The organism is Salipiger sp. PrR002, assembly GCF_010500775.1.
Taxonomy (GTDB): Bacteria; Pseudomonadota; Alphaproteobacteria; order Rhodobacterales; family Rhodobacteraceae; genus Salipiger.
On the sequence record NZ_JAAGOU010000001.1, the window covers coordinates 193,170 to 217,092 of the forward strand.

Annotated in this window: 25 protein-coding genes; 16 read left to right on the top strand and 9 right to left on the bottom strand. The window is 66.3% G+C overall.

The window, feature by feature from the left end; all coding sequences use genetic code 11:
• The first annotated feature begins 2 nt into the window (after positions 1 to 2).
• A complete protein-coding gene (locus tag G0A00_RS00935; protein ID WP_164179036.1) occupies positions 3 to 1,493 on the top strand; it encodes a tripartite tricarboxylate transporter permease in 1,491 nt (496 codons plus the stop codon).
• On the top strand, positions 1,490 to 2,695 hold the full coding sequence (argE, locus tag G0A00_RS00940) for an acetylornithine deacetylase (RefSeq protein WP_164179037.1): 1,206 nt from the start codon (positions 1,490 to 1,492) through the stop codon (positions 2,693 to 2,695). Before G0A00_RS00935 ends, argE begins: the two co-directional genes overlap by 4 nt.
• A gap of 191 nt (positions 2,696 to 2,886) precedes the next feature.
• Here the strand turns inward: argE and G0A00_RS00945 are convergent, their stop codons facing one another.
• The 5 genes from G0A00_RS00945 to G0A00_RS00965 all read right to left on the bottom strand — a co-directional run bounded on the left by G0A00_RS00945 (position 2,887) and on the right by G0A00_RS00965 (position 7,030).
• Positions 2,887 to 3,750: a ferredoxin--NADP reductase gene (locus G0A00_RS00945; protein WP_164179038.1), complete on the bottom strand. Its 864-nt coding sequence runs from the start codon at positions 3,748 to 3,750 to the stop codon at positions 2,887 to 2,889.
• Positions 3,751 to 3,821: 71 nt separating this feature from the next.
• Complete coding sequence (locus tag G0A00_RS00950) at positions 3,822 to 4,199, bottom strand: DUF934 domain-containing protein (RefSeq protein WP_066100907.1); 378 nt, start codon at positions 4,197 to 4,199, stop codon at positions 3,822 to 3,824.
• The gene (locus G0A00_RS00955; RefSeq protein ID WP_164179039.1) at positions 4,196 to 4,987 is read right to left on the bottom strand and encodes a phosphoadenylyl-sulfate reductase; all 792 of its coding nucleotides are present in this window, start codon (positions 4,985 to 4,987) and stop codon (positions 4,196 to 4,198) included. Before G0A00_RS00955 ends, G0A00_RS00950 begins: the two co-directional genes overlap by 4 nt.
• Before the next feature lie 16 nt (positions 4,988 to 5,003).
• Positions 5,004 to 6,674, bottom strand: coding sequence for a nitrite/sulfite reductase (locus G0A00_RS00960; protein WP_164179040.1), 1,671 nt, complete (start codon positions 6,672 to 6,674; stop codon positions 5,004 to 5,006).
• Positions 6,675 to 6,724: 50 nt separating this feature from the next.
• Positions 6,725 to 7,030 (bottom strand): DUF2849 domain-containing protein, encoded by a 306-nt coding sequence (locus G0A00_RS00965; protein WP_164179041.1) that lies wholly within the window; start codon positions 7,028 to 7,030, stop codon positions 6,725 to 6,727.
• Between the two features lie 152 nt (positions 7,031 to 7,182).
• On the opposite strand from G0A00_RS00965, the gene G0A00_RS00970 reads away from it, so the two are divergent.
• The 3 genes from G0A00_RS00970 (at position 7,183) to G0A00_RS00980 (ending at position 8,461) form a co-directional block, all read left to right on the top strand.
• Positions 7,183 to 7,638 (top strand): Lrp/AsnC family transcriptional regulator, encoded by a 456-nt coding sequence (locus G0A00_RS00970; protein ID WP_066100897.1) that lies wholly within the window; start codon positions 7,183 to 7,185, stop codon positions 7,636 to 7,638.
• Between the two features lie 18 nt (positions 7,639 to 7,656).
• A complete protein-coding gene (locus G0A00_RS00975; RefSeq protein WP_203595243.1) occupies positions 7,657 to 7,947 on the top strand; it encodes a SelT/SelW/SelH family protein in 291 nt (96 codons plus the stop codon).
• Positions 7,948 to 8,035: 88 nt separating this feature from the next.
• Entirely contained in the window at positions 8,036 to 8,461 is a 426-nt protein-coding gene (locus tag G0A00_RS00980) for an OsmC family protein (RefSeq protein WP_164179043.1), read from the top strand.
• Positions 8,462 to 8,749: 288 nt separating this feature from the next.
• Here G0A00_RS00980 and G0A00_RS00985 read toward each other — a convergent pair whose 3' ends face one another.
• Both G0A00_RS00985 and G0A00_RS00990 read right to left on the bottom strand, forming a co-directional pair.
• On the bottom strand, positions 8,750 to 10,261 hold the full coding sequence (locus G0A00_RS00985) for a DEAD/DEAH box helicase (protein WP_164179044.1): 1,512 nt from the start codon (positions 10,259 to 10,261) through the stop codon (positions 8,750 to 8,752).
• A gap of 274 nt (positions 10,262 to 10,535) precedes the next feature.
• The gene (locus G0A00_RS00990) at positions 10,536 to 11,375 is read right to left on the bottom strand and encodes a MoxR family ATPase (protein ID WP_164179137.1); all 840 of its coding nucleotides are present in this window, start codon (positions 11,373 to 11,375) and stop codon (positions 10,536 to 10,538) included.
• A 259-nt stretch (positions 11,376 to 11,634) separates the two neighbouring features.
• On the opposite strand from G0A00_RS00990, the gene dksA reads away from it, so the two are divergent.
• Together dksA and G0A00_RS01000 are read left to right on the top strand one after the other, a co-directional pair.
• Entirely contained in the window at positions 11,635 to 12,057 is a 423-nt protein-coding gene (gene dksA, locus G0A00_RS00995; protein ID WP_164179045.1) for an RNA polymerase-binding protein DksA, read from the top strand.
• Positions 12,058 to 12,164: 107 nt separating this feature from the next.
• Positions 12,165 to 13,334, top strand: a complete 1,170-nt coding sequence (locus tag G0A00_RS01000) for an FAD-dependent monooxygenase (RefSeq protein ID WP_368667648.1) — start codon at positions 12,165 to 12,167, stop codon at positions 13,332 to 13,334.
• A 7-nt stretch (positions 13,335 to 13,341) separates the two neighbouring features.
• Here G0A00_RS01000 and G0A00_RS01005 read toward each other — a convergent pair whose 3' ends face one another.
• Both G0A00_RS01005 and G0A00_RS01010 read right to left on the bottom strand, forming a co-directional pair.
• Positions 13,342 to 13,809, bottom strand: coding sequence for a CreA family protein (locus G0A00_RS01005; protein ID WP_066100886.1), 468 nt, complete (start codon positions 13,807 to 13,809; stop codon positions 13,342 to 13,344).
• Positions 13,810 to 13,830: 21 nt separating this feature from the next.
• Positions 13,831 to 14,316 carry a pyridoxamine 5'-phosphate oxidase family protein gene (locus tag G0A00_RS01010; RefSeq protein WP_164179046.1) on the bottom strand — a complete coding sequence of 162 codons (486 nt, stop codon included), beginning with the start codon at positions 14,314 to 14,316 and terminating at the stop codon, positions 13,831 to 13,833.
• A gap of 161 nt (positions 14,317 to 14,477) precedes the next feature.
• On the opposite strand from G0A00_RS01010, the gene G0A00_RS01015 reads away from it, so the two are divergent.
• From G0A00_RS01015 to G0A00_RS01055, 9 genes are all read left to right on the top strand, one after another.
• Positions 14,478 to 15,641 carry an isovaleryl-CoA dehydrogenase gene (locus tag G0A00_RS01015; protein ID WP_164179047.1) on the top strand — a complete coding sequence of 388 codons (1,164 nt, stop codon included), beginning with the start codon at positions 14,478 to 14,480 and terminating at the stop codon, positions 15,639 to 15,641.
• Between the two features lie 2 nt (positions 15,642 to 15,643).
• On the top strand, positions 15,644 to 15,949 hold the full coding sequence (locus G0A00_RS01020) for a hypothetical protein (RefSeq protein WP_164179048.1): 306 nt from the start codon (positions 15,644 to 15,646) through the stop codon (positions 15,947 to 15,949).
• Positions 15,950 to 15,954: 5 nt separating this feature from the next.
• A complete protein-coding gene (locus G0A00_RS01025; protein WP_164179139.1) occupies positions 15,955 to 17,514 on the top strand; it encodes an AMP-binding protein in 1,560 nt (519 codons plus the stop codon).
• Positions 17,511 to 19,115 carry a carboxyl transferase domain-containing protein gene (locus G0A00_RS01030; protein WP_164179049.1) on the top strand — a complete coding sequence of 535 codons (1,605 nt, stop codon included), beginning with the start codon at positions 17,511 to 17,513 and terminating at the stop codon, positions 19,113 to 19,115. The genes G0A00_RS01025 and G0A00_RS01030 overlap by 4 nt, the downstream gene beginning before the upstream one ends.
• Positions 19,116 to 19,352: 237 nt before the next feature.
• The gene (locus G0A00_RS01035) at positions 19,353 to 21,293 is read left to right on the top strand and encodes a biotin carboxylase N-terminal domain-containing protein (RefSeq protein WP_164179050.1); all 1,941 of its coding nucleotides are present in this window, start codon (positions 19,353 to 19,355) and stop codon (positions 21,291 to 21,293) included.
• Positions 21,290 to 21,952, top strand: a complete 663-nt coding sequence (locus G0A00_RS01040) for a glutathione S-transferase family protein (RefSeq protein ID WP_164179051.1) — start codon at positions 21,290 to 21,292, stop codon at positions 21,950 to 21,952. The genes G0A00_RS01035 and G0A00_RS01040 overlap by 4 nt, the downstream gene beginning before the upstream one ends.
• Before the next feature lie 66 nt (positions 21,953 to 22,018).
• On the top strand, positions 22,019 to 22,873 hold the full coding sequence (locus G0A00_RS01045; protein WP_164179052.1) for a hydroxymethylglutaryl-CoA lyase: 855 nt from the start codon (positions 22,019 to 22,021) through the stop codon (positions 22,871 to 22,873).
• 2 nt (positions 22,874 to 22,875) lie between these two features.
• Positions 22,876 to 23,031 carry a hypothetical protein gene (locus G0A00_RS01050; RefSeq protein WP_164179053.1) on the top strand — a complete coding sequence of 52 codons (156 nt, stop codon included), beginning with the start codon at positions 22,876 to 22,878 and terminating at the stop codon, positions 23,029 to 23,031.
• A gap of 1 nt (position 23,032) precedes the next feature.
• A complete protein-coding gene (locus G0A00_RS01055) occupies positions 23,033 to 23,824 on the top strand; it encodes a crotonase/enoyl-CoA hydratase family protein (RefSeq protein ID WP_164179054.1) in 792 nt (263 codons plus the stop codon).
• The last annotated feature ends 99 nt before the right edge of the window (positions 23,825 to 23,923 follow it).

Consider the following 23,923-nt stretch of genomic DNA (forward strand, 5'->3'; position numbering starts at 1 on the left):
CAATGCTCAATGAAATTCTTTCGGCGCTGCAAGCGGTTGCCACCCTCCAGAACCTGCTGATCATGGTCGCGGGCATCTGGGGCGGGGTGATCGTCGGCGCGATCCCCGGCATGACCGGGACCATGGCAGTGACGCTGGCGCTGCCCTTCACCTTCTACATGGAGCCGGTGCCCTCGATCCTGCTGCTGGTCGCCCTCTACAAGGGCTCGACCTACGGCGGGTCGGTCTCGGCCATCCTGATCAAGACCCCGGGCACCGCCTCGGCGGCCTGCACCGCGCTCGACGGCTTCCCGCTGGCGCAGCAGGGCAAGGCGGGCAAGGCGCTGAACATGGCGCTTTACTCGTCGGTGATCGGTGACTTCCTGTCGAACCTGTCGCTGATCTTCTTTGCCGCGCCGCTGGCTGTTCTGGCGCTGCGCATCGGCCCGCCCGAGTTCTTCATGCTGATGCTCTTCGCGCTGACCACCGTTGCGGGCGTCTCGGGCAGTTCGCTGCTGCTGGGGCTCGTCTCGGCGGCGCTGGGTCTGCTGCTGGCAACCGTGGGCGAGGATATGTACGGCTCGTTCCGCTTTGCCTTCACGCCCGACATGCAGGCGGGTCTGTCGATCGCGCCGGTGCTGATCGGCCTCTTCGCGCTGCCCGAGCTGATCAAGCTCGTGGTGATGCGCGCGGCCAAGAAGGAAGAGGCGGCCACGCTGGGCGCGCAGCATGTGACGCGCGAAGAGTTCATGGGCTCGCTGAAGACCATCCTCAAGGGCTCGGTGATCGGCTCTGTGCTGGGCGCCATCCCCGGCATCGGCCCGTCCTCGGCGGCCTTCTTCTCTTACGGCGAGGCGCAGCGCAGCTCCAAGAAGGGCGCGAACTTCGGCAAGGGCGAGTTGGAAGGCATCGCGGCCTCGGAGTCGGCCAACAACGGCGCCTGCGGCGCGACGATGATCCCGCTCTTGGCGCTAGGCGTGCCCGGCGACGTGATCACCGGCGTCATGCTCGGGGCCTTCATGATCCAGGGTCTCACCCCCGGACCGCTGCTGTTCCAGACCAACATCCACGAGGTCTACATGCTGCTCATCGGCATGCTGGTGTCCTCGGTGCTGCTGTTCTTCGCCGGCAAGATCACCATGCGCATGTTCGCCAAGGTCTCGCACATCCCGCAGACCTTGCTGACGCCGCTGGTGCTGCTGCTGTGTATCTTCGGCATCTATTCGATCGCTTCGAGCACCTTCGACGTGGCCGTGCTGCTGGTGATGGGGCTGGTGGGCTTCGGTATGTTCCTGCTGAACATTCCCGCAGCGCCCTTCCTGATCGCCTTCATCCTCGGCCCGATGCTGGAAGAGAACCTGCGCCGCGCGCTTGCGATCTCGCGCGGTGACCCGGCGGTGCTACTGTCGTCGCCGATCACATGGGTGTTTGCCGCGCTCATCGTGTTCGTCGTGTCCGTCACCGTGCGCCGCGAGTTCCAGAAAACAAAAACAGAAAGACGAGTTGCCCAATGACCCTGCAGAGCGAGACAACGCCCGCCCCTGACCGGCAGGCCAGCGCCGCGCAGCACCTCTCGGATCTGATCGGCTTCGACACGGTCTCCCGCAATGGGAACCGCGCGCTGATCGACCATATGGCAGACTACCTCCGCGCGCTCGGCGCGCGGATCACCATCCTCCCCGACGAGACCGGCACCAAGGCCAATCTCGTCGCGGCCTTCGGTCCCGAAGATGTGGCGGGGCTGGTCTGGTCCGGCCACACCGATGTGGTTCCCGCCGACGAGCCCGAGTGGGAGAGCGATCCCTTCACCGCTGAAGTGCGGGATGGCAAGCTCTACGGGCGCGGCGCCTGCGACATGAAGGGCTTTGCCGCCTGCGCCATGGCGGTCGCCCCCGAGCTTGCGGCGGCGCAGCTGACACGCCCGGTCTATTTCTGCTTCTCCTACGACGAAGAGGTCGGCTGCCTCGGCGCTCCGGCGATCGCCAAGCATTTGGCGTCGCTGCCGGTGCCGCCCGAGTTCGCCATCATCGGCGAGCCCTCGATGATGGAACTGGTGACCGGCCAGAAGGGCAAGATCGCCATGCGCGCCCATGTCACCGGCACCTCGGGGCATTCGTCTTTCGTGCCCGAGCATGTGAACGCCATCGAATACGCCGCGCAGGCCATCGCGCGCATCTCCGAGCGCGGCAAGCGCTATGAGACCGAAGGCCCGTTCGACGCGGACTTCACCGTGCCGCATGCGACCATGCTGGCGACCATGGTGGAGGGGGGCGTTGCGACCAATGTCACCCCCGACAGCTGCAGCTTCACTTTCGAGCTGCGCTCGATCGCCGATATGGACCCCGAGGCCGACATGGCCGAGTTGCTGGCCCAGATCGAGGCCGAGGTGGGCGCGCCCATGGCCGAGAAGACACCGGGCACCGGCATCCGCTTTGAACGCATCTTCGCCTATCCGGCGATGGGCGAGGCGCGCAACAGCGCAGGCTACGCCCGCTACGCGCGGCGGATGCCCGAGGCGTGGGGTGGAAAGGTCTCTTACGGCTCCGAAGGCGGGGTGTTCGAGCAGGTCGGCGGCATCCCCTCGGTCATCGTCGGCCCCGGCTCGATCGAACAGGCGCATAAGCCCAACGAGTTCGTCGACCTCGCGCAGCTTGACCTCTGCGTGGACTTCCTGCGCGGCATCATCGCCGAGCTGTCGCAGAAGGCCGCCGCCTGAGGGGTTGAACTGGCCGCCGCGCGAGAGCCTTGCGCGGCGGTCTTCGGCATGGCCCGGGGTCTGCCCGGGGCCGGGGCCGGCGACGTCTTCACCTATCCCCGGCGTCGCCGGTCAGCCCTGACAACCCTACAAAAGAAAACGCCTTCCGAAGTCTCCTTCGGAAGGCGTTCTTGTATCGCGGGCAGGGCGCTTCAGTCGAGGAAGGCCTTTTCCACCACGTAATGCTTGGGGTCCGAGTTGGCGCCCTCTTCGAGGCCGTATTCCTCGAACATCTCCTTCAGCTCGAGGTTGAAGGCGAGGTTGCCGCAGATCATCGCGCGGTCGGTCTCGGGGTTCAGCGGCGCGACGCCAAGATCGGCAAAGGCCTCGCCCGAGCGCATCAGGTCGGTGATGCGGCCCATCTTCGGGCTCTCTTCGCGGGTGGTCGTGGGGTAGTATTTGATCTTCTTCCAGAAGCCTTCGCCGATCAGCTCATTGAGCAGCGCGTCGGTTTTCAGGCTCTCGATCAGCGCGGCACCATACTCCAGCTCGCCCGCCTCGCGGCAGGTGTGGGTGATGATCACCTCGTCGTAATCCTCGTAGGTCTGCGGCTCGCGCAGCAGCGAGGCGAAGGGGGCAAAGCCGGTGCCGGTGGCGAAGAACCAGATGCGCTTGCCGGGCAGCAGCGCGTCATGCACCAGCGTGCCGACGGGCTTGGGGCGCAGGATCAACTCGTCGCCGGGCTGGATGTGCTGCAGCTTCGAAGTGAGCGGGCCGTCCTGCACCTTGATCGAGTAGAACTCCAGTTCCTCGTCCCAGCTGGGCGAGGCGATGGAATAGGCGCGCAGCAGCGGCTTTTGCTTGCCGGTCTTCGGGTCGGGATCGCCCATCAGGCCGATCATCACGAACTCGCCCGAGCGGAAGCGCAGGCTGGCGGGGCGGCTGACGCGGAACGAGAAGAGCCGATCCGTCCAATGCTTGACCTCGGTCACGGTCTGGGCGTCGGGGAGCACCATCTTCTTGGGCGCGTCGGCTTTCGCTGCGGAGGCTTCGGTCACGGGGGTCATCTCTGTCATGATCTCTCTCGCCGATCCTATAGGACCGGCCCCTTGGGTGTATCGTTGATGCAGATCAGGCGAAAGGCGGTTTAGCCGCGCACGCGGGACTGGTAGTCGTGTTTCCGCCAATCGGCGCGGAATTTCCACTCGTCCTCGGGCTGGCGCGCGGCCAGTTCGTCCGAGATCTCGACCTCGTCAAAGCCCGAACGGCGGGCCATGGCGTATTGGTCCGAGATCACATGGCCTGCGGCGCGCAGCGTGCCGGTGTAGCCGCGCAGACGCAGCAGGCGGGCCAGCGTGAAGCCGCGGCCATCGGCAAAGCTGGGGAAGGCGATACGCACATGGATGGCGTTATGCGGCACTTCCAGCGTCGCAGGGTCGGTGTCGGAGGGCAGGTCAACCACGGGAGTGTCCTGATCTGCCCAGCTGTCCGGGCCGAAGCCCGCGTCGGTGACGATGACGGTCATTGGCTCTGTCCTTCTCTCACGGCTTCGCCATTCACGAAATGGATGCCGCATTCAACTTTGTCTTCGCCGCGCCAGCGTCCGGCGCGGGGGTCCTCTCCGGGGGCGACCTTGCTGGTGCAGGGCGCGCAGCCGATGGACGGGTAGCCCTGCGCCACCAGCGGGTGCCGGGGCAGGCGGTTCTCGTCCATATAGGCACCGATGTCCTCGGGTGCCCAATGGGCCATGGGGTTCACCTTGATCCGCCCGGTCTCTTCTTCTAGCTCGAAGAACTCGAGGCCCGCGCGGGTCTTGGACTGATAGCGCTTGCGCCCGGTGATCCAGCCGTCGAAGCCCGCAAGGGCCTGCTCCAGCGGGAAGGTCTTGCGCAGGACGCAGCAGGCGTCCTGATCGGAAAAGCGCAGGGCGCCATAGGGGTCGCGCGATTGCAGCAGCGCCTCGTCGGTGCGGATCACCCGCACGTCCGACAGCCGCAAGCGCTCGGACACCTCGAGCTGATACTCAAGCGTCTCGGCAAACAGCAGCCGCGTGTCGATGAAGAGCACCGGAGTGGTCCGGTCCACCACCGCCACGAGGTGCAGCAGCGCCACCGATTCCGCCCCGAAGGACGAGACCATGGCGATACGCCCCGCCTCGGGATCGCGCAGCGCGCCCTCCAGCACCGCGGTCGCGCCGTGGTGCCGGTAGCGCGCGTTCAGCGCGTCCACCCGGGCCTGACGCGCCGCCAGCTCCTCGGGCGGCAGCGCCGGGATGCCTCCGGCGGGAGTATTTGGGGAAAGATGAAGGGTCATCCGCTCCGCGCTTCCGTTAGGCCGCTTCGGCGTTCTTTTTGTCGGTCTCGTAGAGCGCTTCCTTGAAGGGCGCCATGCCGAGGCGGCGATAGGCCTGCAGGAAGGTCTCGTCGGCGCTCTCGCGGTTCTCGACGTAGGCGTCCACCAGCCGCTCGATGGCGGGCACGATTTCCTCATAGGAGAAGCCCGGACCGGTGCGCTCGCCGAGCGCGGCGGTCTCGGTGGCATCGCCGCCGAGGGTGATCTGATAGGTTTCGACGCCGCCGCGATCCAGCCCGAGGATGCCGATATGGCCCACGTGGTGGTGGCCGCAGGCGTTGATGCAGCCCGAGATCTTGATCTTCAGATCGCCGATCTCATGCTCGGTCTTCAGCTCGTCGAAGCGGGTGGCGATCTGCGTGGCGATCGGGATCGAGCGCGCCGTGGCCAGCGCGCAGTAGTCCATGCCGGGGCAGGCGATGATATCGCTGATCTTGCCGATATTGGCAGTGGCAAGCCCATGCGCCTTCAGGATCTGGTGCAGCTGCGGCAGGTCCGACTTGTGCACATGCGGCAGGATCACGTTCTGCTCGTGCGAGATGCGCAGCTCGTCATGGCCGAAGCGCTCGGCGAGGTCCGCCAGCACGCGCATCTGGTCGGCAGAGGCGTCGCCCGGTGTCTGGCCATGGGCTTTGAGCGAGACTTGCACGATGGCATAGCCCGGCGCCTTGTGCTCGGCGAGGTTGGTGTCGGCCCAGGAGCGGAATACCGGATCGGCGTCATAGGTCGAAGTGAAGTCGTCCTCGGGCGCATTGCGGAAGGCGGGCGGCTGGAAGCTTTGCTTGATCTCTTCGTAGAGCTCGAGGTCGGCGCCGTTGAAGGCCGCCTTGGTCTCGGCGAAACGCTCGGTGACGAGGCGCTGGATTTCCTCGATGCCATGCTCATGCACGGTGATCTTGATGCGCGCCTTGTATTTGTTGTCGCGGCGGCCGAGCAGGTTCCAGACCGAGACGGTGGCCTCGACGAAGGGCAGCAGATCTTCCTGCGCCACGAAGTCCGACAGCACCTTGCCGATCATCGGGGTGCGGCCAAGGCCGCCACCGACGAGCACGCGGTAGCCCTGCTTGCCGTCTTTCTCGACGATCTCGATGCCGATGTCATGCGCCTTGATCACCGCGCGGTCGTTCGGCGCGCCGGTGACGGCGATCTTGAACTTGCGCGGCAGGAACTGGAACTCGGGGTGGTCGGTGGACCATTGCCGCAGCAGTTCGGCCACTGGGCGCGGATCGGCGATCTCGTCGGCGGCAGCGCCGGCAAAATGGTCCGCGGTCACGTTGCGGATGGTGTTGCCCGAGGTCTGGATGGCATGCAGGTTCACCTCGGCCAGCGCGTCGAGCATGTCCGGCACATCCGACAGCTTCGGCCAGTTGTACTGGATGTTCTGGCGGGTGGTGAAATGGCCGTAGCCCTTGTCCCACTTCTCGGCCAGCAGCGCGAGCTGGCGCATCTGCGCCGAGCTCAGCGTGCCATAGGGGATCGCCACACGCAGCATATAGGCGTGCAGCTGCAGGTAGAGGCCGTTCATCAGGCGCAGCGGCTTGAACTCGTCTTCGGTGAGGTTGCCGGCGATGCGGCGCTCGACCTGCGCCCGGAACTGGCGGTTGCGTTCCTGAATGAAAGCGGTGTCGAACTCGGTGTAGCGGTACATCTGGGTCTCCTGCGTCTGGCCTGGTCGCTGCGGTGGGAGGGGGCGCCGGATCAGGCGTCGGCTTCGGCCTGTTTGCCGTGGAAATAGTTCGAGGGGCCGGTGCGGCGGAAATCCTCGCGGAAGTGCGTCGGCTCTGGCCCACCCGCGCCCGGCTTGACGTCGGCGAGGTAGACGCCAACGGTTTCCGAGGCGCGCGCCTGCGCGTCCAGAAGGCGGACCTGCGCGATCGCCTCATCGGTGATCACCTCGGCCTTGGCGAGATCGCGCACCCAGCTGTCATCGGCTGCGAGATAGATCACGTCGCCTTCGATCAGCGCGTTGGCGGTGATAACCTTGGGCGTGAAGGGCTTCGGCATCGGGGTACACTCCGGGAAGGGGTTTGTTGCCACCCAATATAGAATTTTGTCCCCCGTTGCGGCCAGTGGGGCGGAAATATAAGGACATCCGTTCCATCCTGTGGTTAAGCAGGGTGACGACGTTCCAAAGCAGGCAAAAGGGCGGAACAGCCATGGCGATCGACGAGACCGACCGGAAAATCCTTCTGGAACTGCAGGAGGACGCGGGCCGTTCGCTGGACGAAATTGCCCGCGCCGTGGGCTCTTCCAAGACCCCGGTGTGGAATCGCATCCGCAAGATGCGCGAGGCCGGGATCATTGGCCCGCAGGTGGTCATCCCCGATCCCGAGAAGCTGGGGTTTGAGGCCTGTTTCTTCGTGCTGATCCGCACGTCCGAGCATGAGGCCGACTGGCAGGCGAAATTCCTCAAGGCCCTGCGCGAGCGGCCCGAGGTGATGGAGGCGCATCGCCTCGCGGGCGAGATCGACTATATCCTCAAGGTGCGGGTGAAGAACGCCCGCGCCTATGATGTCTTCTATCAGGCGCTGATCTCGGAGGTGAAGGTCTACAACGTCACCGCGCTGCTCTCGATGGAAGAGATCAAGAACACCAACGCGCTGCCGCTCTGAGGAGGCGAGATGACCGACATGCCGGAGCCATCGAAACCGCAGGTGTCGATCACCTATTGCACCGGCTGCAACTGGCTGCTGCGCGCGGGCTGGATGGCGCAGGAACTGCTGCAGACCTTCGGCGAGGATCTCGGCGGTGTGACGCTGGTGCCCGGCTACGGCGGGGTCTACGAGGTCTCGGTGGACGGCAAGCTGCTCTGGGAGCGCAAGCGCGATGGTGGCTTCCCCGAGCCCAAGGTGCTCAAGCAGCGGCTGCGCGACGTGATCGCCCCCGAGCGCGATCTGGGCCATTCCGACCGCGGGTCATGAAGTTTTTCCGACAGGCGTGACCTTGCGCCGCGCTGTGCTAGGTTTCGCTCCAGAACGCCCGAAGGGGCAGAAAGAGGAGACCCAAGAGATGATCAACAAGAGCGGATCGGCGAACTGGAAGGGCGGGCTGAAGGATGGGACGGGCACCGTCTCGACCGAGTCCGGCGTGCTGGACAAGCAGAACTACGGGTTCAACAAGCGTTTCGGCGATGAGGCGGGCACCAACCCCGAGGAGCTGATCGCCGCCGCCCACGCCAGCTGTTTTTCCATGGCGCTGAGCAACATCCTTGGTGACTACGATCTCAAGGCCGAGGACATCAGCACCGTCGCCACGGTGACGCTGGAGCAGGGGGACGGCGGCTTTACCGTGACCAAGAGCCACCTGAAGCTGACCGCCGTGATCCCCGGCGCGAGCGAAGAGACTTTCCTGGAGGCGGCGAACAAGGCCAAGGCGGGCTGCCCGATCTCCAAGCTGCTCAATGCCGAGATCACCATGGAGGCTTCGCTGGCCTGAGTGGGCGCAGCGCGGCCCGCAATCTGAAAGGGCGCGTCCTGCGGGGGGCGCCCTTTTCACATCCGGCGTGGCGCCTCTGGCGCTCGCAGGAGCGAGGGGCCAGCCCCTCGCGCTCCCCGGGATATTTGTGTCTAGATGAAGGCAAGAGCGTCTTACGCCTTCGTCTAGATACAAATATCCCCGCCGGAGGCAGGCCGATGCGTCGGGCTTGCGCGGATCATGGGCAAAGGCGCTCACGAAAAAGCCGCCCCGAGGGGCGGCTCCATCTGTCTCATAAAAGAGCGCGGCTCAGCTGGCGCGGCGCTGCTCGAAGCTGAGGGCGATGAACTCGGGCATGTGATCGCCCATGCCGACCACCGTGTTCTCACGCTCGCCGCGACGGCCGCGACCGCGCGACTTGTCGTTGCCGCGATCGCTGGAACGGTCTCCGGAGCGCTCGGTGGGCTTCTCGTTGCGCGGCGCCTTTTCGGGCTTTGCTGCGGGCTGTTCGGCCTGCGTCTCGACCGGCGCTTCGGCGGCGGCGGTGTCCACCACTTCGACCGGGGTCTGTTTTTCGGGCTTGCTGTCGGACTTGCGGCTGCGCGAGCGGCTGCGGCGTGCGGGCTTTTCGGCCTCGTCACCGGCCTCGGGGGCATCGTCGGAGCGCTTGCCCTTCAGCGGCGGGTCGATGCGCGGGATTTCCTTCTGGATCAGCGTCTCGACATCCTCGAAGTTCTTTTCGTCCTTCGGCACGACGATGGTGAAGGCCTTGCCCTCGCGACCGGCGCGGCCGGTACGGCCGATGCGGTGCACATAGTCCTCGGCGTGGCCGGGGACGTCGAAGTTGAACACATGGCTGACCGAGGGCACGTCGAGGCCGCGGGCGGCGACGTCGGAGGCGATCAGCAGGCGGATCGAGCCGTCGCGGAAGCCGTCCAGCGTGCGCATGCGCTGCGACTGGTCCAGATCGCCGTGGATCGGCGCAGCGTTATAGCCGTATTTCTTCAGCGACTTGGCGACGATATCCACGTCAACCTTGCGGTTGCAGAAGATGATCGCATTGGTGCAGGCGTCGCCTTCCTTGTCGATCAGCGCGCGCAGCACGGCACGCTTTTCCGAGCCTTCGCGATCCTTGCGCGAGGCTTTGAAGAACACCGCGCCCTGTTCGATGGTCTCCGAGGCGGTGGCCTGACGGGCCACTTCGATGCGCTCGGGGCCCGAAAGGAAGGTATTGGTGATGCGCTCGATCTCGGGCGCCATGGTGGCCGAGAAGAACAGCGTCTGGCGGGTGAAGGGCGTCAGCGAGAAGATGCGCTCGATGTCGGGGATGAAGCCCATGTCGAGCATCCGGTCGGCCTCGTCGACCACCATGATCTGCACGCCGGTGAGCAGCAGCTTGCCGCGCTCGAAATGGTCGAGCAGGCGGCCCGGGGTGGCGATCAGCACGTCCACGCCCTTGTCGATCAGCTGTTCCTGTTCCTTGAACGAAACGCCGCCGATCAGCAGCGCCTTGGTCAGCTTCAGGTGCTTGGTGTAGGTGTCGAAGTTCTCGGCGACCTGCGCGGCCAGTTCCCGCGTCGGGCAGAGCACGAGGCTGCGCGGCATGCGGGCACGGGCCCGGCCACGCGCCAGCAGCGTGATCATCGGCAGCGTGAAGGACGCGGTCTTGCCGGTGCCGGTCTGGGCGATGCCCAGCACGTCGCGACCCGCAAGCGCGGGGGGAATGGCGCCAGCCTGAATCGGGGTGGGCGTCTCGTAGCCCGCCTCTTCAATGGCCTTCAGCACCTTGGGGTTCAGGTTAAGATCAGTAAACTTGGTCATGTATGTCCGAATGTCATGCGGACACTGAACTTGGCCCGCGCGTCAGGAGAAGGGCCCGGATGGCCCGAGAAAACCGCCTTGATGCGGTCATGATGCGGGCTTGTACCGGAATCAGGCGGGAAAGGTCAATCTCGCTGGGGTTTTGCCGCCCGAAACGGCGGTTTCGCGGGAATTTGAGGCAGCTACGCCACGGAATCGTGAAGGCATTTGCTGCTCAAACGGGCGGAGTGCCGCGAGGGCAGAGACTCAAAGGCAAAGACTCACGGGCAGGGACTCAGCGGCGGCCTCTCGCCATAAAGGCGAGCCGCTCGAAGAGATGCACGTCCTGCTCGTTTTTCAGCAGCGCGCCGTGCAGTTTCGGCAGCGCATCGGTGCTGCCCGCGCGCAGATCGGCGGCGTCCAGATCCTCGGCCAGCAGCAGCTTCAGCCAGTCCAGCACCTCGGAAGTGGAGGGTTTCTTCTTCAGTCCCGGCTGCTCGCGCAACTGGTAGAACTGGCTCAGCGCCTCGGTCAGCAGCGCCGGCTTGATGCCGGGATGGTGCACTTCGACGATGCGGCGCAGCGTGTCTTCGTCGGGAAAGCGGATGTAGTGAAAGAAACAGCGGCGCAGGAAGGCGTCGGGCAGTTCCTTTTCGTTGTTCGAGGTGATGATGACGATGGGGCGCTGGCGCGCCTGCACGGTCTCGCCGGTCTCGTAGACGTGGAACTCCATGCGGTCGAGTTCCTGCAGCAGATCGTTCGGGAACTCGATGTCGGCCTTGTCGATCTCGTCGATCAGCAGCACCACTTTGCCTTCGGCCTCGAAGGCCTGCCAGAGCTTGCCGCGGCGGATGTAATTGCCGACGTCATGCACCCTTTCGTCGCCAAGCTGGCTGTCGCGCAGGCGGCTGACCGCGTCGTATTCGTAAAGCCCCTGCTGCGCGCGGGTGGTGGATTTGATGCTCCATTCGATCATCGGCAGGTTCAGCGCGCTTGCCACCTGCCGGGCCAGTTCGGTCTTGCCGGTGCCGGGCTCGCCTTTCACCAGCAGCGGCCGTTCGAGCGTGATCGCCGCATTGACCGCCATGGTCAGATCCTCGGTGGCCACATAGGCTTCGGTGCCTTGGAAATTCAGGCTCATCACGCATTCCTCCGCTGCTCTAGGGGAAGGGATAGAGGGCGCGATTGCACGGTTCAAGCGCGCTTTCGAAGGCGTCAGAGAGGGCGCTGTTACCCAGTGGTTACAAATTAGGCACCTGCCGAAGTTTCGTTCGCGACCTATCCTATTGTGTAGTGACATCGGGGGGGGCTTGGGATAACAGCAGCCTCGCAAGGGGTGCCGGAGCCGGTCAGGAATTCCTCGACCGGACGCCGGTTTTGAAGAGGGAGCAGAAATGAAGCCCGAGACTTTTCTGCCCGACGATTACCGTCCGGCTGAAGACGAACCTTTCATGAACGAGCGTCAGACGGAGTATTTCCGCCGTAAGCTGCTCGCATGGAAAAATGACATTCTCGCCGAAAGCCGCGATACGATCGAAGCGCTGCAGGAAGCCACGCGGAACATTCCCGACGTGACCGATCGCGCCAGCGAAGAGACCGATCGCGCGCTGGAACTGCGTACGCGGGACCGCCAGCGCAAGCTGGTGGCCAAGATCGATGCGGCCCTGCGCCGCCTCGACGAAGGCGAGTATGGCTATTGCGAAGTGACCGGCGAGCCGATCAGCCTCAAGCGGCTGGATGCACGCCCGATCGCGACCATGAGCCTTGAGGCGCAAGAGCGTCACGAGCGCCGCGAGAAGGTCCACCGCGACGACTAAGCCATCGCCGCCGGCACCACGTCGGCGGGGCCAAAGGCTTGACAAGACAAGACGCCGGGGCCAATGGCTCCGGCGTTTTGTTTTTTTGCCCAATTCGGAGGCACGTGGTGCCAGCTAAGTCAGTGACGATCATCGGTGGAGGGATCGGCGGGTTCGCTGCGGCACTGGCGCTGCGCCAGCGCGGCTGCGATGTGCGGGTGCTGGAGCAGGCCGAGGCGATTGCCGAAGTGGGCGCGGGGCTGCAGATCAGCCCCAACGGGCTGCGCGTGCTCGAGGCGCTGGGTGTGGGCGGGGCGCTGCGCGCCGGGGCTTGCCGGGGCACCGCCGTGTCGCTGCGCGATCACCGCGCCGGGCGCGAGGTGCTGCGGCTCGATCTGACCCGGCTGCCCGAGGGGCAGAGCTATCACTTCGTGCATCGTGCCGATCTTATCGCGCTGCTGTCGCAGGCGGCGCGCGAGGCTGGGGTGCAGGTCCGTCTGTTGCAGAAGGTGGCCGCCGTGCGGCCCGGCGCGCCGGTGCGGATCGAGATGGCCAATGGGGATTCCTGCTCGGCTGATCTGGTGATCGGTGCCGACGGCCTGCATTCGGTGGTGCGTAGCGCGCTTAACGGGGTGGTGGCGCCCTTCTTCACCGGGCAAGTGGCGTGGCGCGCGGTGGTGCCGAACCTGTGCGGCCATCCGCCCGAGGCGCGGGTGCACATGGGGCCGGGACGGCACGTGGTCAGCTATCCGCTGCGCGGCGGCGAGAAGGTCAATCTGGTGGCCGTCGAAGAGCGCCGGCAGTGGACCGAAGAGGGGTGGTCGCAGCATGACGATGCCGGCAACCTGCGCGCCGCTTTTGCTGGCTTCGGGGGCGATGTGGCAAAGCTTCTTGCCGCGGTCGAGCGTCCGGGGCTCTGGGGGCTGTTCCGCCATCCGGTCGCGCGGCATTGGCACGGGCAGGGCGTTGCGATCCTCGGCGACGCGGCGCATCCGACGCTGCCGTTCATGGCGCAGGGGGCGAATATGGCGCTCGAGGATGCATGGGCGCTGGCCGCCTGTCTGACCTCCGGCACCGATATGGACGCGGCGCTGACCCGCTATCAGGACCTGCGGCGCGAACGCTGCGTCAAGATCGTCGAGGCGGCCAATGGCAACGCGTGGAAGTACCATCTGAGCAACCCGCTGATCCGCGGTGTTGCGCATATGGGGATGGGGGTGCTGGGACGGCTCGCGCCTGCAAAGATGCTGGGCCAGTTCGACTGGATCTACGGCTACGACGTGACCAAGGCGGTCTGAGCGCGGCTCACTCGTCCAGCCATGTCACCTCGGTGCCGTAAAGCGGCACGGTGGAAATCGCCAACTTGGCCGACCCGTCGGTCAGTTCGGCGGCATGGGCGAGGTAGATCAGCGTCTGGTTCTTCTCGTCGTAGATGCGTTTCACCCGCAGCGATTTGAGAATGATCGAGCGCGAGGTGCGGAACACGTCCTCGCCATCCTTGTCGCGGTCGATGTCGCCGATCTCGATCGGGCCGGTCTGGCGGCAGGCGATCGAGGCGTTCGACGGGTCTTCGAACCAGTTGCCCTTCGACAGACGGTCGAACATGCCGCGGTCGAAATAGGCGATGTGGCAGGTGACGCCTTTCACTTTCGGGTCGGCAACGGCCTCGATCTCGATGTCGTTGCCGACCCAATCCACGCCCACCTCGCCGACCTGTTCGGCAGCCGCCATAGAGGGCAGCAGGCACAAGAGGGTGAGAAGGGCGCGTTTCATGGGGAATCTCCGCTCTGCGGTTTACGAGAAGACCACCCGACCATGCTCGCCTACGTCGGGCGTGTCATCCGAGATCTGCGACTTGGCGATCTCGTAAAGGAAGCTCGCGCCGCCATTGCTGACCCAGACCTCGCCTTCCTTCGGCGTCATCTTGACCAGACGCACTGAGTCGTCCTCGCGGCCGTTCTTGAACCACGCACCGGCGACGACGCTCCAGATCTCATCGAGTTTCTCTTCGTCGTCCGAGATGGTGAGCGTGCCGAAGATATTGGCGTAGAGGTGCGATTTGGGGTCGGCCACATAGAAAGAGGCCTCGCCGCCGCTCTTGGCGGCACGATCCGCAGCCGAGCCTTTGGCGGTGATGAACCAGATGGCGTTTTCCTCGGGATCGGCGTTCGGCGACATGGGTACCGGGCGCTCGCCGTCGGCAGCCAGCAGGCCCGCGCGCACGTTCTTCATGTTTTTCCAGAAGTCGGCTTTGAGGTCGGTGATATGATCCTTGGGCATATCGTCTCTCCTTATCTGCTGTGTCACCGCGTCAACGCGCGGTCCTGCGGGCCGTTCCGTTTGATCACGGCAGGGTGACGCGCCTTTGCTGTTGACGCCCGGCGGGCAGAGAGCTTAGATATGAACAACTGTTCAATAACTGCCAGGGGAGGGGCGGTTTGATGTTCAACGCGGTCATGACCTACGATCTGGGTGAAGACGTGAACGCTCTGCGCGAGATGGTGCATCGCTGGGCGCAGGAACGCGTCAAGCCGATGGCGGCGCAGGTCGACCGGGACAATGCGTTCCCGAATGAGCTGTGGCGCGAGATGGGCGAGCTGGGCCTCTTGGGCATCACCGTGCCCGAAGAGTTCGGCGGGGCGGGCATGGGCTATCTGGCGCATGTGGTCGCGGTCGAAGAGATCGCCCGCGCTTCGGCCTCGGTCTCGCTCTCCTACGGCGCGCATTCCAACCTTTGCGTCAATCAGATCAAGCTGAACGGCTCGCCGGAGCAAAAGGCGAAATACCTGCCGGGGCTGATTTCGGGCGAGCATGTCGGCGCGCTTGCCATGTCCGAGCCGAACGCCGGATCCGATGTGGTCAGCATGAAGCTGCGCGCCGAGAAGAAGAACGACCGCTTCGTGCTGAACGGCAACAAATATTGGATCACCAACGGGCCGGATGCCGATACGCTGGTGGTCTACGCCAAGACCGACCCCGATGCGGGCAGCAAAGGCATCACCGCCTTCCTGATCGAAAAGAGCATGACCGGCTTTTCGACCTCGCCGCATTTCGACAAGCTCGGGATGCGCGGCTCGAACACCGCCGAGCTGATTTTCGACGACGTGGAAGTGCCCTTCGAGAACATCCTCGGCGAAGAGGGCAAGGGCGTGCGTGTGCTGATGTCGGGCCTCGACTACGAGCGTGTGGTGCTTGCGGGCATCGGCACCGGCATCATGGCCGCCTGCCTCGACGAGGTCATGCCCTATATGGTCGAGCGCAAGCAGTTCGGCCAATCCATCGGGAACTTCCAGCTCATGCAGGGCAAGATCGCCGATATGTACACCGCGATGAATTCGGCCCGCGCCTATGTCTATGAGGTCGCCAAGGCCTGCGAGCGTGGCGACGTCACCCGTCAGGACGCCGCGGCCTGCTGTCTCTATGCCTCCGAGCAGGCGATGGTGCAGGCGCATCAGGCGGTTCAGGCGATGGGCGGCGCGGGATTTTTGGCCGATGCACCGGTGGCGCGGCTCTTCCGTGATGCCAAGCTGATGGAGATCGGCGCGGGCACCTCCGAGATCCGCCGGATGCTGGTGGGCCGCGAGTTGATGAACGCGATGAGCTGAGCATGATGTCCCGGCCGCTCTGGTATGCCCCCGCGCTGGCGCTCCTCGCGCTGGTGGCGCTGGCGGCCTACCGGGCCGGGATGCAGGCGGCGGAACTCACCGAGACCGAGGCCATGGAGGCCGCCGCCACGCTCTATGTCGAGACCGGCCCGGAGGGGGCCGAGAAAAGCGATTGCACGGGGCGCCCCGCAGAGGCGCCGGTCTGGATCGTGGTCACATGCGCGCGGGACGATCTGGCGCATGTCTACGAGATGGACCGGCTGGGGCGCATCCTACACGCGCGGGTCAGGAGGGGGCCGCAGACATGAATCCGATGCTGCCGGATGGCACATATGACGAGATGCGGGCGCGCTTCGACTGGCGCTTTCCGCAGCGGCTGAACATGGCGGCGCAGGTCTGTGACGACTGGGCGGCGCTGGAGCCCGAGCGCGTCGCCATTCTCGACCATGGACGCGGGTCCGTGACCTATGGCGCATTGGCGCTGCTGTCGCGGCGGGTGCAGGCGGCGCTCGAGGCGCGCGGCGTGGCGCGGGGCGACCGTGTGGGCGTGCTGCTCTCGCAATCGCCGCTCTGCGCTGCCGCCCATATCGCCGCGTGGCGCATGGGGGCGATCTCTGTGCCGCTGTTCAAGCTCTTCCGCGAAGATGCGCTGCGCTCGCGCCTTGGCGACAGCGGGGCGCAGGTGGTGGTGACCGATGAAGAGGGGGCCGGGATGCTCGCGCCCTTCGACCTCAGCGTCATCACCGAGCTGCCCGCGGAGCCTTCTACAAGCGCCATCGCCGACACCGGTCCCGAAGACCCGGCGATCATCATCTACACCAGCGGCACCACCGGCAAACCCAAGGGCGCGCTGCATGGGCACCGCGTTCTGATGGGCCATTTGCCGGGCGTCGAGATGAGCCATGACCGGCTCGGCCAGCCGGGCGACGTGCTCTGGACCCCGGCGGATTGGGCATGGATCGGCGGGCTCTTCGATGTGGCCATGCCTGCGCTGGCGCTCGGCGTGGCCGTGGTTGCCGCGCGGATGGCCAAATTCGACGTCACGGAGTGCGCGAATATCTGCGCGGAACATGCTGTTAAGAATGTGTTTTTCCCACCTACGGCTCTGCGTATGCTGAAGGCGGCAGACGCGCGCATCCCCGGCCTTCGCTCGGTCGCCAGCGGTGGCGAGCCGCTTGGGGCAGAGATGCTGACATGGGGGCGCGAGGCCTTCGGGCTGACGATCAACGAGTTCTATGGCCAGACCGAATGCAACATGGTGGCCAGCTCGGCGGGCACGCTTTTCGCGCCGCGTCCGGGCTGCATCGGCAAGCCGGTACCGGGCCATGAGATCGCGGTGATTGACCTTGAGGGCACGCCTGTGACGGGCGAAGGCGATGTGGCGATCCGCCGGGGATCGGGATCTATGCTATTGGAATATTGGACGAACCCTCAGGCGACGGCAGATAAGTTTCGCGGCGAGTGGTTGCTCACCGGCGACCGCGGCATCTGGGAGGGAGACTACCTGCGCTTTTTGGGGCGCGAGGACGACGTGATCTCTTCGGCGGGCTACCGGATAGGCCCGGCGGAGATCGAGGACTGCCTGATCACCCATCCCGCGGTGCTGACCGTCGGCGTGGTGGGTAAGCCCGATCCGCTGCGCACCGAGATCGTGAAGGCCTATGTCGTGCTCAGACCGGGCGCCGAGGCCAGCGCGGAGGATCTGAAGGCATGGGTCAAGGAACGTCTAGCAACCTATTCCTGCCCAAGAGAAATCTCGTTTCTTGAGGATCTGCCCATGACGGTCACCGGCAAGGTGATCCGCAAGGAACTTAAGGCCCGTGCCAGCGCCGAAGCCAAGGCCGAACACGCGAAGGTTCAGGAGGACACATGAAACTGCAGTCACAGGCCATCCCGTCCTCCGAGACGTTCCGCGCCAACCGCGCGGGCCATCTCGAGGCGCTCCGGGTCATCGATGAGGCCGCCGCGCAGGCGGCGGCGGGCGGCGGGCAAAAGGCGCGCGAGCGCCATGTGTCGCGCGGCAAAATGCTGCCCCGCGAGCGCGTCGCCAACCTCCTTGATCCGGGTTCGCCCTTCCTCGAGGTCGGCGCGACGGCGGCGCATGGCATGTACGGCGACGCCGCACCATGCGCCGGGGTCATCGCCGGGATCGGTCGGGTCATGGGCCGCGAGGTCATGGTGGTCTGCAACGACGCCACGGTGAAGGGCGGCACCTACTACCCGATGACCGTCAAGAAGCACCTGCGCGCGCAGGAGATCGCCGAGGAGAACCATCTGCCTTGCGTCTACCTTGTCGACAGCGGCGGGGCGAACCTGCCCAATCAGGACGAGGTCTTCCCCGACCGTGACCACTTCGGGCGCATCTTCTACAATCAGGCGCGGATGAGCGCCAAGAACATCCCGCAGATCGCCGTGGTCATGGGCTCCTGCACCGCGGGCGGCGCCTATGTGCCCGCCATGTCCGATGTGACCATCATCGTGAAGGAGCAGGGCACGATCTTCCTTGCCGGGCCGCCGCTGGTGAAAGCCGCGACGGGCGAGGTGGTGACCGCCGAAGATCTCGGCGGCGGCGACGTGCACACAAGGCTTTCCGGCGTGGCGGATTATCTGGCCGAGGATGACGCCCATGCGCTGGCGCTGGCTCGTCGCGCGGTGGGCGGGCTGAACCGGGTGAAACCCTCAGGCGTGGAGTGGCAGTCGCCCGAGGCGCCCGCCTATGACCCTGAAGAAATTCTCGGCGTCGTCCCCGCCGATCTGCGCACGCCCTACGACATCCGCGAGGTCATTGCCCGGCTGGTCGACGGCTCGCGCTTCGACGAGTTCAAACCGCGCTACGGCGAGACACTGGTGACGGGCTTTGCCCATGTCGAGGGCTGCCCGGTCGGGATCATCGCCAACAATGGCGTGCTCTTTTCCGAGGCGGCGCAGAAGGGCGCGCATTTCGTCGAGCTTTGCTCGCAGCGCGGCATCCCGCTGGTCTTTCTACAGAATATCACCGGTTTCATGGTCGGGCGGAAGTACGAGAACGAGGGCATCGCCCGGCACGGCGCCAAGATGGTGACCGCGGTGGCGACCACCAATGTGCCCAAGATCACCATGCTGGTCGGCGGTTCTTTCGGGGCGGGCAACTACGGCATGGCAGGTCGGGCCTATCAGCCGCGGTTCCTGTGGAGCTGGCCCAACAGCCGCATCTCGGTGATGGGCGGCGCGCAGGCGGCGGGGGTGCTGGCCACGGTCAAGCGCGACGCGATCGAGCGCGGCGGCGGCAGCTGGTCGGACGAGGAAGAGGCGGCCTTCAAGCAGCCGACCATCGACATGTTCGAAGAGCAGTCGCACCCGCTCTACGCCTCGGCCCGACTCTGGGACGACGGCTGCGTCGACCCGCGCAAATCGCGCGCCGTGCTGGCGCTGTCGCTGAGCGCCGCGCTGAACGCCCCGGTCGAGGAGACACGCTTTGGCGTGTTCCGGATGTGATGGGCGGGCTCGGTGATAGAGGGGTCTCTGCCCCCGCGCGCCAAGGGCGCGCAATGAGGGGGAATGGGGGCTCTGCCCCCGCGGGCCACAGGTCCGCAAAATGGGATGCAGGGGGCTCTGCCCGTGCGGGCCACAGGCCCGCAATCAGGAAAAATGGGGGCTCTGCCCCCGTCGCCTGCGGCGACACCCCCGGGATATTTTTGTCTAGACGAAGCCGCGACGGGCTTGGAGGGCGTGATGTTTGACACTCTGTTGATTGCCAATAGGGGCGAAATTGCCTGCCGGGTCATGCGCAGCGCGCGGGCGCTCGGGCTGCGCACCGTTGCCGTCTATTCCGAGGCGGACGCCGGCGCGCAGCATGTGGCCGAGGCCGATATGGCGGTCTGTATCGGCGGTGCGGCGCCTTCGGAGAGCTATCTGAAGGGCGAGCGGATCATCGAGGCGGCGCTGGCCACAGGGGCGGGGGCGATCCATCCGGGCTATGGCTTCCTTTCCGAGAACCCCGAGTTCGTCGAGGCGGTGGAGGCGGCGGGGCTGATCTTTGTCGGGCCCTCGGCGCGGGCGATCCGGGCGATGGGGCTGAAGGATGCGGCCAAGCGGCTGATGGATGAGGCCGGTGTGCCGGTGGTGCCGGGCTATCTTGGCGAGGATCAGGACCCGGCGCGGCTGGCGCGCGAGGCCGAGGCCATCGGCTATCCGGTGCTGATCAAGGCCGTGGCGGGCGGCGGCGGGAAAGGCATGCGGCTGGTCGAGAGCGCGGCAGACTTCAGCGCCGCGCTGGAAGGCGCCAAGGCCGAGGCGCGCGGCGCCTTCGGCAACGAGGCGGTGCTGATCGAGAAGTTCATCACCGCGCCGCGCCACATCGAGGTGCAGGTCTTTGGCGATGGCGACAAAGCGGTGCATCTTTTCGAGCGCGACTGCTCGCTGCAGCGGCGGCATCAGAAGGTGATCGAGGAAGCCCCGGCGCCGGGCATGGGCGAGCAGATGCGCGCCGCCATGGGGGCCGCTGCCGTGCGCGCTGCCGAGGCGATCGGCTACAAGGGCGCGGGCACGGTGGAGTTCATCGTCGACGGATCGGACGGGCTGCGGCCCGATGGTTTCTGGTTCATGGAGATGAACACCCGCCTGCAGGTCGAGCACCCGGTGACCGAGGCGATCACCGGCGTCGACCTCGTGGAATGGCAGCTGCGCGTTGCGGGCGGCGAGCCGCTGCCGCTGGCGCAGGAGGAGCTGTCGATCACCGGGCATGCCTTCGAGGCGCGGCTTTATGCCGAGGATGTGCCCGCGGGCTTTCTGCCCGCGACGGGGCGGCTGGCGCATCTGGAGTTTCCGCCGAGCCTGCGCTCGGACAGCGGCGTGCGGTCGGGCGATGTGATCTCGCCGCATTACGACCCGATGATCGCCAAGCTGATCGTGCACGGGCCAAGCCGCGCGGCGGCGCTGCGCAAGCTGGCGCAGGGGCTGCGGCAGACGCGGGTGGCCGGGACGGTGACCAACCTTGGCTTCCTTGGCGCGCTGGCCGAGCATCCGGGCTTTGCCGCCGGAGAGGTGGACACCGGGCTCATCGGGCGCGATCTCGAGGCGCTGGTGGCCGAGCCGGAACTGGCGGCTCAGGTGGTCGCCGAGGCGGCGCTGGTGCTGGCGGGGCTGGATGGTGCTTCGGGCTGGGAGAGCGGCTTTACCCTCTGGGCGCCGCTGGCGCGCACGCTGCTGCTGCGGCACGAGGGCGAGGATCTGGCCTGTGTGCTGCGCGCCAAGGGGCCCGATCTGGTGGAGATCGACGTGCCGGGGGCGACCGTGCTGGCCGAGCGTTTCGGCGGGCGCTGGCGCTTTGACGGGCGTCCTGCGGCGGGGCATTTCCGCGAGGATGGCCATGTGACCGTCTTTGCGCACTATGGCCTGCGCTTTGAGCTGATCGACCCGCTGGCGCGGGCGGCGGACGCCGGTGCAGGCGGCAATCTGGTGGAGGCACCGATGCCGGGCAAGGTGGTCGCGTTTTTTGCCGAGGCGGGGGCGCAGGTCACCGCTGGCGACCGGCTGGCGCTGCTCGAAGCGATGAAGATGGAGCACACGCTGCGCGCTTCGCGCGATGGCACCGTGGCAGAGGTGCTGGTCGAGGCGGGCGCGCAGGTCGAGGCCGGGGCCGCGCTGATCCGGCTCGAAGAGGAAGACGCATGATCCGTCTGCATCATGTGCCGCAGTCACGCTCGATGCGGGTGCTGTGGCTGCTCGAAGAGCTGGGTCTGCCCTATGAGTTGGTGACCGAGCGGTTCGACAAGTCGCTGCGGCGCGAGGCGTATCTGACGCGCTCGCCCGCCGGGCGGGTGCCGGCGCTGGAGATCGGCGGTGAGACCATGTTCGAGTCCGGTGCCATCCTCGAGTATCTGTGCGAGCTTTACCCGGACAGTGGGCTCGGGCGGCTGTGCGGCGACGCCGAGCGGCGCGACTTTCTCGTCTGGCTGCATTTTGCCGAGACCATGAGCCATCACGGCGCGGCGCTCACCCAGCAGCATCTGATGTTGCGCGAGGACGCTATGCGCTCGCCGATCATCATGCAGCTGGAGGCGGCGCGTCTGGGCAAATGTTTCGAGGCGATCGAGGCACGGCTGGCACAGAGCGGGGACTATCTGCTGCAGGGCTTTTCGGCGGCGGATATCGCGGTGGGGCAGGCGGTCTACATCGGGCGGCATTTCCGCAGCACCGAGGGGCTGGAGCACCTGCAGGGCTGGTACGAGCGGATCACCGCGCGCGAGGCGTTTCAGCGCTCGTTGCCCGACGAGGGGGAGCGGCTGTGTCGGCGCGATTTCTATCCGGCGTGGGATCTGCCGGAGGTCTGAGCGGCGCAGCGCCCTTGGGCGGGCGCGGGGCCATGCGTATTTGGCAAAGAGAAGAAGGGGCGCAGGATGGGTGAATTCGTCGAGATCTTCGAGGTCGGGCCGCGGGACGGGCTGCAGAACGAGGCGCGGATGATCCCGGCGGAGGAGAAGATCGCGCTGGTCGATTGTCTCAGCCGGGCGGGCTTCCGGCGCATCGAATGCGCCAGTTTCGTCAGCCCCAAATGGGTGCCGCAGATGGCGACCTCGGCCGAGGTCATGGCCGGGATCAGCCGTGCGCCGGGCGTCTCCTATGCGGCGCTGACACCCAATATGAAGGGGCTGGAGGCGGCGCTGGCGGCGCAGGTGGACGAGGTGGCGATCTTCGGCTCGGCCTCCGAAGGGTTCAGCCGCGCCAATATCAACGCCTCCATCGCCGAGAGTCTTGAGCGCTTCCGCCCGGTGGCCGAGGCGGCGCGGGAGGCGGGGCTGCCGCTGCGCGGCTATGTCTCTTGCGTGGTGGAATGCCCCTACGATGGCGCGGTGGCGCCGGAGGCGGTGGCGCATGTGGCGCGGGCGCTGCATCACATGGGTTGCTATGAGATCTCGCTCGGCGACACCATCGGCCGCGGCACGCCCGAGGCGGTGCGTTCCATGCTTGAGGCGGTTTCGGATGTGGTGCCGCCAGCCCAGCTTGCCGGGCATTTCCACGACACCGGGGGACGGGCGCTCGACAATATCGAGGCGTCGCTGGCCATGGGGCTGCGGGTCTTTGACGCGGCGGTGGGCGGGCTTGGCGGCTGCCCCTATGCGCCGGGGGCAGCGGGCAATGTGGCGACCGAGGCGGTGGCGGAGCGGCTGGCCGCGCTGGGATATGAGACGGGCCTCAACCCGGCTGTGCTGACAGAGGCGGCGGCGCTGGCGCGCGCCATGCGGACGGGCTGAGTATGGCGGGGCTGCCGGGCCTGAGACTGCCCAATTGGCGCGATGTCGAGGCCCGCGACGATACAGTTTGGCAGGGCGCCGATCTGCGGATCGACACCGCCTTTGCCGATCCCGAAGTGGCGGCGGCGCGGATCGCCGCGAAGATGGAGGATGCCTGAGATGGCCCTGATCGAGACAGAGATCGACGCGCGCGGTGTCGCTGAACTGCGGCTGAACCGGCCCGAAAAGCACAATGCGCTGTCGGCTGAGATGATGCGCGAGCTTGTGGCTGCGGCGGCGCGTCTCGCGGCGGAGGAGAGCGTGCGCGTGGTGGTGCTGTGCGCCGAGGGGCCGACCTTTTGCGCGGGCGGCGATCTGGCGTGGATGCGGGCGCAGTTCGAGATGGACAGCGCCACGCGCCGCACGGAATCGCGCCGCATCGCCGAGGCGCTCGGCGCGCTGGCGGCGCTGCCGCAGCCGCTGATCGGGCGGGTGCAGGGCAACGCCTTTGGCGGCGGCATGGGGCTGATCTCGGTCTGCGACATGGTGGTCGGCGTCGAGGGCGCGAAATTCGGGTTCACCGAGACCCGGCTGGGGCTGCTTCCGGCCAATATCGGGCCCTATGTGATCGCCCGTATGGGCGGCGCGGCGGCGCGCGAAGTGTTTATGAACGCGAAGATATTCGGCGCCGAGGAGGCACGCCGCCTGAACCTGCTGAACCGCGTTGTCGCGCCGGAGGGTCTGGAGGCGGCGGTCGAGGCCGAGGTCGCGCCCTATCTCGCCTGCGCCCCCGGTGCGGTGCGCGAGAGCAAGGCGCTGCTGAACGCGCTTGTGGGGCAGGTGAGCGCGGCGCAGGTGGATATGGCGATCGACGCGCTGGCGGCGCGCTGGGAGACCGCCGAGGCGCAGGAGGGCATCGCCGCCTTCTTTGACAAGCGCCCCGCGCCTTGGGGGACCAAAGCCGGGCAATGAGCGTTCAGCCCGCGCATCCCTTGGCTGCCGGGCGCGGTCCGGGCCAGTCCCTTCACGCTGGCACTGCCGGTGGCATCTGGGCTTAAACGCCCCTGTCGA